Below are 13,063 nucleotides of genomic sequence, written 5' to 3' on the forward strand. Positions count from 1 at the left end.
CAACCGGCCGCCACGTACCTCGGTCAGTGCGGCCGGCACAAAGAACACGGCGATCTCGGCATGAGGAGAGTGACGCCCCGATGACGACCACGCAGGAGCGATCCGACCTGCTGGACAAGATCGGGTTGGCCGAACAGAACAAGGCGGCGCTGGGTCAGGTGCTGGGAACCGGGAGCATCGGATACGCCGACGAGACATCGGATGGCACCATGCGGGCCACGATTCGGATCCACCCGGACGAGCTGACCTGGGATCCGTCCATTCTGGTCATGCCCCACGGAGGCGATATCGAACTCGAACTCGTCAATGACGATCTGAACACGCACTGCGCGCTCCTGCCGAGCAATGGCGACCGGAAGTTCATCTGGCTGGTGAACCATTCGCGCGGACGCGCGACCCTCAACCTCGACGGACCGGGCTACTACTGGTACTGCTCGCCCACGGGCAACGACGAGGGCCGGGGGTTGACCGGGGCCATCGTCGTCCTGGGGGAGGCTCCGCCGGAGGCTCGTCTCGACCGCCCCGAGCAACCGCGGCCGTAGGAAGGAGGAGGAGATGTCCGTCGACTACGTGGACGCGGGCGAAGCCGTCGACCAGGGGCTGCTGAGCGGCAAGGTCGCGGGCGGGGACATCGCGCCGCCGGTGGTGGCCGGCCTCGACTACGAGCGCATACTCAACGCCCGCCGGGAACCCCACAACTGGCTCACCTACTACGGCGCCTACAACGGCCAGCGGTACAGTCCGCTGGACCAGATCAACACGGACAGCGTCAAGCGTGTCGTCCCCGCATGGGTCTTCCAGGCCGGTACGACCGGACTGATCGCGGGTGCGTCGACCTACTCGTTCGAGGCCGCCCCGATCGTCGTCGACGGGGTCATGTTCGTGTCCGGCTGGGACGGCTGGGTCTGGGCACTCGACGCGAAGACCGGCGTGGAGATCTGGCGCTACAAACACGCCGTCCCCTTCGACGTGTCCCTGTGCTGCGGGAACGTCAACCGCGGGGTCGCCGTGGCCCAGGGGAAGGTCTTCACCGTCACGCCGAACGCCCGTCTCCTCGCACTCGACGCCACCACCGGCAAACGGGTCTGGGACAAGACCTACGGCGACGTCAGAGCCGGCGAGAGCGCCACACTCGCCCCGCTGGTCGTGAAGAACATGGTCGTCGTCGGCAGTTCCGGCGGCGAGTTCGGCGTACGCGGCCACCTCGACGCATTCGACCTGGCCACCGGCGAGCACCAGTGGCGCTGCTACACGGTGCCCAAACCCGGGGAGCCGGGCTCGGAGACCTGGCCCGCCGACGGCGAGGCCTGGGCGCGTGGTGGGGCCAACTGCTGGGTCACCGGCACGTTCGACCCGGAGACCAACCTGCTGTACGTCGGCACCGGCAATCCGGCGCCCGACTTCGACGGAGGTGTCCGCGAGGGGGACAACCTCTTCACCGACTGCGTCATCGCCGTCGACGTCGACAGCGGCCGGATCCGCTGGCACTACCAGTGCACCCCGCACGACGTGTGGGACTACGACAGCATCGCCGAGTGCATCCTGTTCGAGCGGGACGGACGCAAACTGCTCGGGCACTTCGACAAGAACGGCTACTTCTTCGTCCTCGACCGCACGAACGGGGCGAGGGTCGGCATCACCCCCTTCGTGGACCGCATCACGTGGGGGGCCATCACGAGGGACGGCCGGGTGACGGCCAAGGCGTACCCCGACAAGGAGGGAGAACCCGTCCACTTCTACCCGGGACCGGCCGGCGCCAAGGAATGGACCCACGCGGCCTACAGCCCGAAGTCCGAGCTGTTCTACGTCCCCGTCCAGGACACGGGTGCCACGGCCACCCGGCGGCGCCGGGAGTTCAGGGAGAGCATCCCGTACTGGGGCGCGGGCGTTCAGGTGGACATCGAGGACATGGCCGGGTCCGTCAGCGCGTTCGACGCCGACGGCGCGGAGAAGTGGCGCTGGCGCAACGAACTGCCGATGTGCGCCTCGGTGCTGGCCACCGGCGGTGACCTGGTGTTCGCCGGTGAACCGTCCGGCGAGTTCAACGCGCTCGACGCCCGCACCGGGAAGCTGCTGTGGCAGTTCCAGTGCGGGAGCGGCCACCACAGCAGCCCGACCACCTACATGGTCGACGACAGGCAGTACGTCGCCGTGCCGGTCGGCTGGGGCGGGTGGGCCGAGGGATTCCTCCCCGGCATGCTCGGTGCGGGGCACGGAAGCGCCCTGATCGTCTTCGCCCTCCCTGACTGGTCGTAGCGCGACGCGGATCTGCCGTATCCGGTCGGAAAGGAGGTGGGTCCATGGAATCCCAGCCCATGGAATGCCAGCTGGAATCCCAGCTCGCCGTGTGGGAGACGCCCGAGTTCGAGGAGATCGCGGTCGCGGCCGAGGTGACGGCCTACGTCGCCCGGCTCGAGGACTAGCGGATGCGGGGCACGCCGGACCGTGTCCGGCGGCGCCCCCCACGGCTTGGGACGCCCACGTACGGCCGGGCGGACGATCGACCGGCCCGAAGGCGGACACAGGACGAAGGGAGTGCGGCGTGCTGCTGCGCGTGCTGGGCTCAGCGGCGGGAGGCGGATCCCCGCAGTGGAACTGCGGCTGCCCGGTGTGCGCCGCGGTCCGCTCCGGGGCCGCACCCCCGCGCACCCAGTCCTCGATCGCCGTCAGCGCCGACCACCGCCGGTGGTTCCTCCTCAACGCCTCCCCCGACCTCCGCGCCCAGTTCGAGGCCTTTCCGGGCCTGCACCCGCGGGGCGACCGGACGACACCGCTGCAAGCGGTGCTGCTGACCGACGCCGAACTGGACCACACACTGGGCCTGCTGCTGCTGCGCGAGGCCCGGGCCCTGCGCGTGTACGCCACACCGGCGACACACAAGACCCTGTGCGACGGCTCGGGGATCCTGAGCACGCTGCGGCACTACTGCACCGTCGATTGGCAGGCCGTGGTCCCCGGCAGCGACCTGGCGCTGGCCGACGGGCTGTCCTGCCGGGCGTTCGACGTTCCCACCGCCAAACGCGCCCGGTTCGGAGCCGAGGCGGACCACGGCCGTGTCGTGGGCTACCGGCTGACCGACGAGCGCACCGGGGGCACGCTGGTCTACCTGCCGGCGGCGCAGTCGCTGACAGCAGCGCTGCGCGGGGAGATCGAAGGCTGCGGATGCCTGCTGTTCGACGGGACCTGCTGGCGCGACGACGAGCTCGTCCGGCTCGGCCTGACAGGCAGGACGGCCCGGGAGATGGGTCACCTGCCCATCGACGGCCCGGACGGCAGCCTGTCCCAGCTCCCGTCGCTCGCCGCGGGGCGGACGATCCTCGTCCACATCAACAACACCAACCCCGTTCTCCTGGAGGACGCACCCGAGCGGCGCGCACTGCGGGAGAGCGGCATAGAGGTGGCCGCGGACGGCCTCGAGGTCCAGGTGTAGAGCCGTGACGACAACTCCCGCGAGGACAGCCGGGAACAACGGCACCGACGGCTTCGTCGAGACGTTGCGGGCCCACTCGCGGCGCTACCACGACCAGCACCCGTTCCACGTCCTGATGAACGCCGGCGGGCTGAGTCCTCGCCAGATCCGCGGCTGGGTGGCCAACCGTTTCTACTACCAGGAGAACATCCCCCGCAAGGACGCCGCGATCCTCTCCAACTGCCCCGACCTCGAGTTCCGCCGTCGCTGGCTGCGGCGGATCACCGACCACGACGGCACCGCCGCCGGCGAGGGCGGCATCGAGGCGTGGCTGCGCCTCGGCGAGGCCGCGGGGCTGACGCGCGAGGAGGTCCGCGACCACCGGCACCTGGTACCCGGGGCGCGGTTCGCCGTCGACGCCTACGTGAACTTCGCCCGGACCCGCCCGTGGGTGGAGGCGGTGGCCTCGTCGCTCACCGAGCTGTTCGCACCCGATCTGATGGCCGCGCGCCTGGCCGCGTTCGAGCGCTGGTACCCCTGGATCGAGCCCGAGGGCCTCGCCTACTTCCGCACCCGCCTGGAGCAGGCCCCCCGTGACTGCGAACACGCCCTCCAGGTGGTCACGTCGCACTGCGTCTCCGCCGAGTCCCAGGCCCGCGCCGTCGACGCGCTGTCGTTCAAGTGCGACGTCCTGTGGAGTCTGATGGACTCCATCGAACACGCCTACCCGAAGTGACCGCCATGGACACGACCTCCACAGGAACGACCAGGACCAGGACCGGCCCCGGCGTCGAGGTGTGCGGCGCCGACCGGCCCGTGCTGGCGCGCCATGTCCGGCTCACCTTCTGCCGGACCAGACAGCGCCCGATCCTGCTGCACCCCGAGACGGTGGTGGTCCTGAACGGCAGCGGCGCGGCGATCCTCGAACTGTGCGACGGGCGGCACACCGTGGTGGAGATCGTGACCGAGCTGGGCACCCACTACCAGGCCGTTTCCGGGAACGAGGTGCGGCGGTTCCTGGCCCGGCTCGTCGCCCGGCGCTGGATGGAGCTCACCGATGGATAGCCCGTTCGGGTTGCTCGCCGAACTCACCTACCGCTGCCCGCTGGCCTGCCCGTACTGCTCCAACCCGCTGAACATGGCCGGCTACCGGGACGAGCTGGCCCTGGACGAGTGGCGGCGGGTGCTGGCCGAGGCCGCGGACCTGGGGGTTCTGCAGTGCCACCTGTCCGGCGGGGAACCTTTGCTGCGGCGCGACCTGGTGGAGATCACGGCGGCCGCTCACGACCTGGGTCTCTACACCAACCTCGTGACCAGCGCCCTGGGGCTCTCCCGTCCGAAGGCCGGGCAACTGCGGGCGGCCGGGCTGGACCACGTGCAGATCAGCATCCAGGCCGACGAAGCGGCCGTGTCCGACCGGATCGCCGGCATCCCGTCCTTCCGGCGCAAGATCGAGGCGATGCGACTGGTCAAGGAGCTGGGCTGGCCCCTGACCGTGAACGTGGTGCTGCACCGGCACAACATCGACCGGGTCGCCGAAGTGCTCGCCCTGGCCGAGGAGGTCGGCGCCGACCGGCTGGAGCTGGCCAACACCCAGTACTACGGCTGGGCCTGGCGCAACCGTGCCGCGTTGCTGCCCAGCCGGGCCCAGCTCGACGCCGCCGAGGCCGTCGTGCGGGCCGCCCGCGACAGGTTGCGGGACCGCATGGACGTCATCTACGTCATCTCCGACTACTACAGCCGCTACCCGAAGCCCTGCATGGGCGGCTGGGCGTCCCGGCAGCTGACCGTGACGCCGAACGGCGACGTCCTGCCCTGCCCGGCCGCGCAGTCCCTGCCGTTGCCTCGGGCCAGCGTGCGGGAGGACTCGCTGGCGCGGATCTGGGCCGAATCCCCGGTGATGACGGCGTTCCGGGGGACCGACTGGATGCCCGAGCCCTGCCGGAGCTGCTTCCGGCGGGAGGTCGACTTCGGCGGCTGCCGCTGCCAGGCGTTCCTGCTCACCGGCGACGCGGCCCGTACCGACCCGGTCTGTCACCTGTCGCCCGACCACCAGCTCGTCGCCCGGGCGGTCGAGGACGCCAACACCGGCTCGCGGGCCGACGATCCCGCGCTGGTCCCCCGGCCGCACCGGCCGGACCGGCCCGCCGGCCGGACCGGATCCGGGGCGGATCGGGCTAGCCACCGAACCACAACGGCAGCGCCACGGCGGCGATGATCAAGGTGACCCCGCTCAGCAGGTCCGAGCGGATGCGGATCAGACGCGCCGTGGCCCGCCCTAGCTGCAGCCCCACCAGCGACATCACCGCCGTCACGATTCCGAAGAGGGCGGCCGAGAACCACGGCGAGAGCCCGAGGAGACCCAGACTCGCTCCCGCGAACAGGTTGTCCAGGCTCAGTGTCAACGGGATGCCGAACAACGCCCACGGGTGGTCCAGCTCCTCGGGCTCGGGGTTCCGCAGGGCCGAGACGACGAGGTAGAGACCGTACCCGCCGAGTGCGGCGGCGCCCACCAGGTCGGCGACGTCCCCGACGGACTCCCCGAGCCGGCGACCGATCAGCAGCCCGACAAGGGGCATGACCGCGTCCCACAATCCGAAGGTCAGCGCCACCTGCACCGCCCGCCTCAGACCGAACGGGACGGTGCCGAGCGCGATCGACACCCGGAAGTTGTCGAGACTGAGTACAAAACCCAGGACCAGTATTTCCCACACCATGACGACGGCGCTGCCCGATGACGACGGACGACGGCGGCGCCGGATCCACCGCGTGAACCATCCGTCAGGTGGGGAACGATCCCCAACGGGCCGCGAAATTCGCTCAACAAAGCCGACTTCCGGCGCGTTTTCCACACTACTCGCCGCGACGCCCGGGGCCAATCGACGCATGGGGCGGCCCGCACGGCACCGCCTCCCCCGGCGCGCCATCGGTCGTACCGCGTGTCCGAGGCGCGTGGGGAGGGCGGTGCCGTGCGGGCCGCGCGCCGACGGGTCAGACCAGCTTCGCCCGGAAGACCTGCTGCGTCTCGTCGCGCTGAGTACGGGTCGCGCCGCGGTCACTGGTGAACACCACGACGCCGCGGTGCAGGGCGGGCCAGGTGCCGTTGCCCCGGTGACTCACCTGGGTGGCCTGGGACCAGCCCTTCTTCCCGTCGAGAGTGGCGGTGAAGATCTTCCACCGCCAGTCGGCCGAGCGGGAGTCGTACCAGACCGCGCGAACCGTGCCGTCGGGGTCCACGCCGAGCTTCGCCCGCTGGCTCATCGCGTCGGCGTCGAGGCCGACGTTCTCGAACGCCGTCCACGTGAGGCCGCCGTCGGTGGAGCGGCCGGCCCGGAGCTGGAGGTTGGAGCCGGAGCTCTGCAGCGCGCCGCTCTCCCAGATCGCGACGAACGTGCCGTCCTCGTCGACGGTCAGCTCCGGATGCCTGTCGGAGCGGTCGCTGACCTTGCTGACCTGGACAGGGGTGCCCCAGCCGCGGCCCGGTGCCTTGCGTACCGACGCCAGCACCTGCCAGTTGTCGGGGTCCGTACCGCCGCCGGCCGGCTCGCCAGCGGGCGGTGTGTGGCCGGTCCACAGCGGGTCCGGGTCGTAGCGGTCGTCCTGCCAGCTGATCACCGCGTGCCGGCCGTCGTGGACGGCGACGGCCGGGAACAGGGAGGCGGGGTAGCGCGGGGAGCGCGCGTCGCCGGGCACGCCGGGACCGGTCACCTTGCCGGCCGCGGAGATGTTGACCGCGGCCTTGTCGACGCCGACGATCTGCGCGTACACGTCGAAGGCGCCGCCGCTGTTGTCGGACCACGCGACCAGCGGGTGGCCGCCGACCAGCGCCAGCGCCGGGTGGACGGCGCGCCCCTTGCCCTTGCTGATCTTGTCCGGGGCCTTGAAGGAGCTGCCGCCGTTCGCGCTGTGCGCGAGCAGGATCACCGGACGGTGCGGCTGCTCCTTGCCCTGCTCGTCCTGCCAGACCACCCACACGTCCTGGGAGTCGGCGGCTATGCGCGGGAACCGCGCGGTGGCCGAACGACCGGAAAGGGTGACGGACTTGGAGATCCGGCCCCTGCCGTCGATCCGGCGGTAGACCACCTTGCTGGCGTGGTCCTCGTGCACCTCCGCCACGATGTGCGTGACGTCTCCGACGACCGCGACATCGGAGAATCCGGCGAACGCGCCCAGGTCGCCGGTGACGATTTCCGCCTTGTCGTCGGCGGTGTCGGCGGCGGGGAGCGGGAACTCGGGCCGGGGGACGGCCGGAGCGCCGACCGAGACGAAGATCGGCGAGGTGGCGCCCCGCAGCTGGTCCGGCAGGTTCGGGTCGGCGTCGGAACCCGAGGGGCTGCCGGGTGAGCGGGCCTCGGCCCGGAACCAGCCGTGGTCCGTGCCCTTGAGGACCAGCGGCAGCTCGTAGCTCTCGTTGGCCCGCTGCGGCCGGTAGCTCGCGATCGGGCCCGCGGTACGGCCGGGGGCGGCGTACACGTGGACGGTGGTTCCCTTGCCGCCCCTCACCTTCACCCGCAGCGTGGCCTTCTTGGGCAGCTTGCGGTCGGCCACGACCACCTCGTCGCCGCCGATCGCTTCGAACACGCCGTCACCGTCCGCGTCCGCCTCGATCGTCAGGAACGGCCCCGAGGTGTTCTGGGCGACCGTCGTACGGCCGCTGCGGAACCCGTCGAGGATGCCCAGGACCGAACGCTCCGCCGCGAAGACATGGGTGGTGGGTGTCCCGGGGGCGTCGACGTCCCACAGCTCGCGGAAATGGCAGTCGCTCGCCGCCGCCACCCCGAAACGGAAACCGGCGTTCCACCGGTTCTCCGCGTACTCGACCTGCTCGTCCGGGCCGGTGGAGACGTTGAGCACCTCGGCGAGGTCCGCGCCCTGGACGCTGGCGTTGGCGTTCGGGCCCGTCGCCGGCGTGTACTCGCCGTCGTCGGGGTGGGCCTGCGACCACACGGCACCCTGCGCGTGGGCGTCCCAGACCGACTGCTGCACGTGCCGGAAGGCCGCGGAGCCGGGCGGGTTGGCGCCGTCCACGATCACGTCCACGTTGCCCAGCACGATGGCGTGGGGCGAGCCGTTAGCCTCCTCGCCCGGGATCAGCAGCAGTTCGGACGACTTCCACTGGGGGTCCCAGACCTGGTCGTACGTCCGATGGTCGGTCAGCGGCATGAAGTCGAGGCCGGCCTTCTCGCCCTGCGCGATCTGGTCGCCGACGGGAAGGTTGCCGGGCAGGGTCTGGTGGGACGTCTGGCGGGGCCCGCTGCCGTCCGAGGAGTGGTCGTCGTGGACGTGGGTGTCACCCGCGAGCCACTTGCCCGTGGGCGCCTTCGCCCGGTTGAGCGCGGACGTCCGGCCCGCGGTCTTGACCTTGCCGCCCTGCCCCGAAGCGGGCCCCGCGGCGGCCTCGGCGGTGCCCGCGCCGACGCTGACCGCCACGACGGCGGAACCCGCCATGACCACGAACTTCCGCCGGGTCAGTGCCTCGGACCCGCGGTCCTGCCCGCTGGACCCTCTTGTCGTTTCCATGTACCGCGCCTTTCCTCGCACCGTTCCCCTGCGGATCGGTGCAGCCTCCTGGACACTAAGGCGCCCCTTTTTCGGGGAAATGAACTGATAGAGAACTGTTCGCGGTGATCGGCGCATCAGACGCCCGCGTCCCGGACGGCCGCCGCCAGGCAGCGGGTTACGTCAAGCCCGGCTCCTACGGGACCCGGGCGGGCCGTCCCTGGCGGCTCGCGCCAGGAGGCCGCGGACGCAAACGCCCCGGGGCAGCGCTGAGGAGCCGGCCTCTCGACCGGCTTCGCGCAGGACCCAGCCGTCTCCTCCCGCCCCGCCAGTCTGGCAGTAGGTGCATGCCCCACGCATGGGTCAAACGCCCCTATGGGTGCGGCCGCCGTCCGGGTCGAACGACCCCCGTGCGTGCCCCCGGATCCCCCGCGGAACGGCCGCGGTCCGGTGTTCCGCGGGCTGCACCCCCGCGGAACACCGGACCCCTCCCCCTGCAGCCCAGCACCCCGGCATCCCGGCATCCCGGCAAGAGGTCAATCCGGCCCCCACTGCCCCGCGTCCTCGCGCCACGCCTCACCGGCCGGCCAGGTCAGCACAGGCGCGCCGGGTTCCTCCACGCGCGTCAGCGCCACCATCGCCAGGTCGTCGGACGGGAGCGCGCCGGCGTGGTCGACGACATCCTCGAGGATCTCCCCCAGCACGTCCGGCAGGCACACATGACTCGGCGCGCCCTGCCGGACCCACCGCCACCCGGTCGCCCGCTCCAGCAGCGGGTAGCAGCGTCCGGCGGCGTCGCGTGCCTCCATCAGCCCATCGGTGTAGAGCAACAGCGTGTCCCCGGGGCACAGTTCGAAGCGTTCCTCGATGGCGCCGCAGTCCCGAAGCCCGTAGAGGCCCAGCGGAGGAGCCGGGCACCCCGCCACCAGGGCCACGCTCCCCCGGCGGGCCCGGATGGGGGGCGGATGGCCGTGGTTGACCATGCGGGCGAACCGCTCGCCGTCCCGCACCTCCAGCAGCAGCGCCGTGACGAATCGTTCGTCCTTGTCGCGGGAGAGGTCTTCGCTCTCCGCCAGGTGGAACAGGAAGCTCTCCTCCAGACGAGCCGACAACTCGGCCAGGGTCGCCGCGCGCGGCGCCCATTCCCGGAAGGCCCCGAGCACCGCCGCGACGTCCTCGAAGGTGGGCAGGCCCTTGCCGCACACGTCTCCGATGATCAGCCGGGTCGCCCCGCCCGCGCGTGCGACCGCGTAGAGGTCACCACCGACCTGCCCCCGGCCCCCGCAGGGCCGGTAGATGGAGGCGAGCCCCAGAGCACCGATGCGCCCGGGGAGCGGCCGCAGCAGGACCCGCCGCACGGTGTCCGACACGGCGTGCGCCCGCGCCTCCCTGCAGCGATAGCGGTCCTTCACGTTGCCGAGCACCATCGCCGCCGTCCCCGCGGTGACCAGCGGCGCGAGGCCGCACGCGAGGCTCGGATGGGAGTACAGCGGCAGGATCACGCACACCGCGCACACCGCGAGGATCCACGCCACCACGCTGGCGGTGGCCAGATACCGCACCGGTTTGCCCTCGTCCTGCCCCTCCTCGAACTGCTCGATGTCCGCCATAGGCGTCACTCCCTCGCGGTCCGCGCCGGGCCGGGACCGGCGGATCCCCGCGCGGTTCCCGGCCGGCGCATCGACGTCCCACTCGTGATGGGACACCTCGACCGTAGGGAGGAAGGCGACCTTGCCCCTTGCCCGATCGTGCACAGCGTTTTGCCCGTCCCTGCACTGCACGGCCCGAGGGCGGCGTCACGGGGCGGATCGGGGGCGGATCGGGGGCAACTCAGGGGCGGCGGGCGGCCCAGACCGTGCGTTCGGTGCGCACGCGCAGGTCGGTGCGGTGCGGGATGCCGTCGGGGCTCCCGGCGTCCAGCAGGCGGTCGAGGGCGGCCAGGTCGTCCGGCGTCAGGGCGGGGGCGACGGCACCGCGTATGCGGCGCAGGGCGCCGAGGGCGTAGCGGGTGACGGTCTCGGTGGGGGGCGGGGCGATGTCGACGGCCAGGGTGCGCTCGGCCTCCACGGCGAAGCCGGCCGCGGTCAGCTTGCCGGCCCAGTCGGCGCCGCGGTGGGGGACGTGCTCGGCGTGGTGGCGGTCGAGTGCGGCGTGGCAGCGCTCCTCCAGGCCCGGAGCGTCGGCCGGGGCGTCCTCGGGCAGGAAGCGGGGGAAGCCGGCCAGTTCGACGACGGCGAGGAGGCCGCCCGGGGCCAGGAAGTCGTGGACCTGGCGCAGGGTTCTGTCGGGGTCGGCCATGTGGTGCAGGGAGGCCGAGGCCCAGACCAGTTCCGGGGCGCCGAGGCCCGGCCAGGCCGGTGCGTCGAGGTCGGCGCGGACCAGGCGTACGCGGTCGGCCACTCCGGCCGCGGCCGCCTTCGCCTGCAGGCGGTCCAGGTGCGGGGCCGAGGAGTCGACGGCCGTCACGTGTGCCGCGGGGAAGCGCCGGAGCAGGGCGAGGGTTCCGGCTCCTGTGCCGCAGCCGAGGTCGACGATGCGGCGTGGGCTGTCCTGCATCGGCAGCCATGCCGTGACGGACGCGGTGTGTTCGGCGAGCACTTCCGCGTCCAGGTCGAGGATCTCCGCCTGGCCGGCTGCGTCGTTGTCGTGGTCGTGGTCGTACCCGTTCTCCTGCTCGTGGACGTGGACGTGAGGGGCGGCTGCCTGCGGGCTGGGGTGGCTCATGGCCGTCACGCTAACCGGGCCGTGGGCGCCCGGCCCCGCGGCTTCCGGAAAGCGCAAGGCGATCGCCGGCTGGGCTGCGGCAGGCGCAAACCGTCAGGGCTGCGCGTTCCCCGTGTCGTCGCCGCGCTGGTGGCCGCGGCGGGCGTCGCGGTCGAAGATGCCGAGGATCTCGCACGGTCCGCCCTCGGCGCCGATGGCGTGCGGGAGCATCGTGGGGAACTCCGCCGCCTGGTTGGTCTCGATCCGCAGGCGCCGGTTGCCCAGGAGCAGGACCGCGGTGCCGGACAGGACGACGAGCCATTCGCGGCCGGGGTGGGCGCGCATGCGCGCCGGCTGGTCGGGCGGCGGGTTCGTCATGCGCTGCCGAACGACGGTCATGCCGGGTTCCGCCTTGATCGGCCAGCGCATCTGACCGCGCGCCCTGTCGATCGCCGGGTTGGACACGACGTCGTCCGACGCGTTCTCGACCAGCTGGTCGAGGGAGGTGTCCAGCGCGCGTGCGAGGGTGACGAGCTGGTCGAGGGCCAGCCGGCGCTGCCCGTTCTCGATGCGGGAGAGCGTGGACTGGCTGACGTTGGCGCGGGTGGCCAGCTCCTCCAGGGACCAGCCCTGGGCGACGCGCAGAGCACGGATGCGTTTGCGTACCAGGCTGTCCAGGGCGTCATCGTCTTGCGGCATGGGCAAGAGCCTATGCGTTCACGGCAAGGAGTGCCTGGCGCGGTGCTGTGCGGCTCCGCCGCGTCGCGGGGCCGCGGGCAAGGACTCGACGCAAGGAGACGGGATGGCGGCGCTGCCCGACCGGACGATCGACGCGGTGGTGATCGGCGGGCGGCGCCGCCGGGCTGAACGGGGCTCTGACGCGGCCCCGCTCCCGCCGCCCGGTCGTCGTGATCGACAGCGGAACGCCGCGCTACGCGCCCGCCCGTGGCGTCCACGGACTGCCCGGCCTGGACGGCACTCCCCCGGACCGGGACGCGGCAGTCGCGCGAGGCTCGCGCGGCTGCCGCGTCCGCTTCCGTCACGGCCTTCGTGGTGCGGGTGCGGCGTGAGCGCCCTCGACGCCGCGTCCCCGGTGGCCGACGATGCCCGACCGCGTGCCGGTTACTGAGTCACGCCCTTCTGGATCTCCCAGAAGCGGAAGACGGTGGAGGGGTCGAGGGTCCATTCCAGGCCGTTGATGTTGTCCCGGGACACGACGTACTGCTTGCCCTGCCACAGCGGGATGATCGGCACGTCGTCCGCGACCATGTCCTGCAGTTCCTCGAAGTCGGCGGAGGTGGCGGCGCGGCCGGCCTCGGCGGCGGTGCGCGGGAGCAGCTCGCCGGTGATCTTCTTGTTGACGTAGTTGTTGCCCAGGACGTTGCCGTCGCCGAAGAAGGGGGCGGTGAAGTTGTCCGGGTCGGGGTAGTCCGGGACCCAGCCGCGTACGTA

General features: G+C 71.9%; 12 protein-coding genes and 2 pseudogenes. 8 read left to right on the top strand and 6 right to left on the bottom strand.

The genetic code is table 11. The annotated features are described in order from the left end of the window. The first annotated feature begins 80 nt into the window (after positions 1 to 80). The 7 genes from B085_RS0115690 to pqqE all read left to right on the top strand — a co-directional run bounded on the left by B085_RS0115690 (position 81) and on the right by pqqE (position 5,627). A complete protein-coding gene (locus B085_RS0115690; RefSeq protein ID WP_018559512.1) occupies positions 81 to 542 on the top strand; it encodes an MSMEG_3727 family PQQ-associated protein in 462 nt (153 codons plus the stop codon). A gap of 13 nt (positions 543 to 555) precedes the next feature. After that, positions 556 to 2,256 (top strand): PQQ-dependent dehydrogenase, methanol/ethanol family, encoded by a 1,701-nt coding sequence (locus B085_RS0115695; RefSeq protein WP_018559513.1) that lies wholly within the window; start codon positions 556 to 558, stop codon positions 2,254 to 2,256. Between the two features lie 44 nt (positions 2,257 to 2,300). After that, the gene (gene pqqA / locus B085_RS46225; protein ID WP_063741021.1) at positions 2,301 to 2,423 is read left to right on the top strand and encodes a pyrroloquinoline quinone precursor peptide PqqA; all 123 of its coding nucleotides are present in this window, start codon (positions 2,301 to 2,303) and stop codon (positions 2,421 to 2,423) included. Positions 2,424 to 2,542: 119 nt separating this feature from the next. After that, positions 2,543 to 3,430 (top strand): pyrroloquinoline quinone biosynthesis protein PqqB, encoded by an 888-nt coding sequence (gene pqqB / locus B085_RS0115705; protein ID WP_018559515.1) that lies wholly within the window; start codon positions 2,543 to 2,545, stop codon positions 3,428 to 3,430. 4 nt (positions 3,431 to 3,434) lie between these two features. After that, positions 3,435 to 4,145 (top strand): pyrroloquinoline-quinone synthase PqqC, encoded by a 711-nt coding sequence (gene pqqC / locus B085_RS0115710; protein ID WP_018559516.1) that lies wholly within the window; start codon positions 3,435 to 3,437, stop codon positions 4,143 to 4,145. Between the two features lie 5 nt (positions 4,146 to 4,150). Next, complete coding sequence (gene pqqD / locus B085_RS0115715; RefSeq protein WP_026251074.1) at positions 4,151 to 4,474, top strand: pyrroloquinoline quinone biosynthesis peptide chaperone PqqD; 324 nt, start codon at positions 4,151 to 4,153, stop codon at positions 4,472 to 4,474. Next, on the top strand, positions 4,467 to 5,627 hold the full coding sequence (pqqE, locus tag B085_RS42575; RefSeq protein ID WP_037731721.1) for a pyrroloquinoline quinone biosynthesis protein PqqE: 1,161 nt from the start codon (positions 4,467 to 4,469) through the stop codon (positions 5,625 to 5,627). The genes pqqD and pqqE overlap by 8 nt, the downstream gene beginning before the upstream one ends. On the opposite strand, the gene B085_RS0115725 is transcribed toward pqqE, so the two are convergent. The 5 genes from B085_RS0115725 to B085_RS0115745 all read right to left on the bottom strand — a co-directional run bounded on the left by B085_RS0115725 (position 5,587) and on the right by B085_RS0115745 (position 12,310). Next, the gene (locus tag B085_RS0115725) at positions 5,587 to 6,126 is read right to left on the bottom strand and encodes a manganese efflux pump MntP family protein (protein WP_018559519.1); all 540 of its coding nucleotides are present in this window, start codon (positions 6,124 to 6,126) and stop codon (positions 5,587 to 5,589) included. The genes pqqE and B085_RS0115725 overlap by 41 nt on opposite strands. Before the next feature lie 274 nt (positions 6,127 to 6,400). After that, the gene (locus tag B085_RS0115730; protein WP_158689746.1) at positions 6,401 to 8,929 is read right to left on the bottom strand and encodes a CehA/McbA family metallohydrolase; all 2,529 of its coding nucleotides are present in this window, start codon (positions 8,927 to 8,929) and stop codon (positions 6,401 to 6,403) included. Positions 8,930 to 9,444: 515 nt separating this feature from the next. After that, a complete protein-coding gene (locus B085_RS42580; protein ID WP_018559521.1) occupies positions 9,445 to 10,518 on the bottom strand; it encodes a PP2C family protein-serine/threonine phosphatase in 1,074 nt (357 codons plus the stop codon). A 220-nt stretch (positions 10,519 to 10,738) separates the two neighbouring features. Beyond that, a complete protein-coding gene (locus B085_RS0115740; protein WP_037731773.1) occupies positions 10,739 to 11,632 on the bottom strand; it encodes a class I SAM-dependent methyltransferase in 894 nt (297 codons plus the stop codon). A 93-nt stretch (positions 11,633 to 11,725) separates the two neighbouring features. Then, positions 11,726 to 12,310, bottom strand: coding sequence for an XRE family transcriptional regulator (locus tag B085_RS0115745; RefSeq protein ID WP_018559523.1), 585 nt, complete (start codon positions 12,308 to 12,310; stop codon positions 11,726 to 11,728). A gap of 103 nt (positions 12,311 to 12,413) precedes the next feature. Here B085_RS0115745 and B085_RS50755 point away from each other — a divergent pair. After that, positions 12,414 to 12,597: pseudogene (locus B085_RS50755) on the top strand (FAD-binding protein); the annotation flags it as partial. 136 nt (positions 12,598 to 12,733) lie between these two features. Here the strand turns inward: B085_RS50755 and B085_RS0115750 are convergent. Continuing rightward, positions 12,734 to 13,063 (bottom strand): annotated as a pseudogene (locus tag B085_RS0115750) (ABC transporter substrate-binding protein); the annotation flags it as partial.

The sequence above is a fragment of the Streptomyces sp. BoleA5 genome (genome assembly GCF_000373665.1).
In the GTDB taxonomy this organism is placed as follows: domain Bacteria; phylum Actinomycetota; class Actinomycetes; order Streptomycetales; family Streptomycetaceae; genus Actinacidiphila.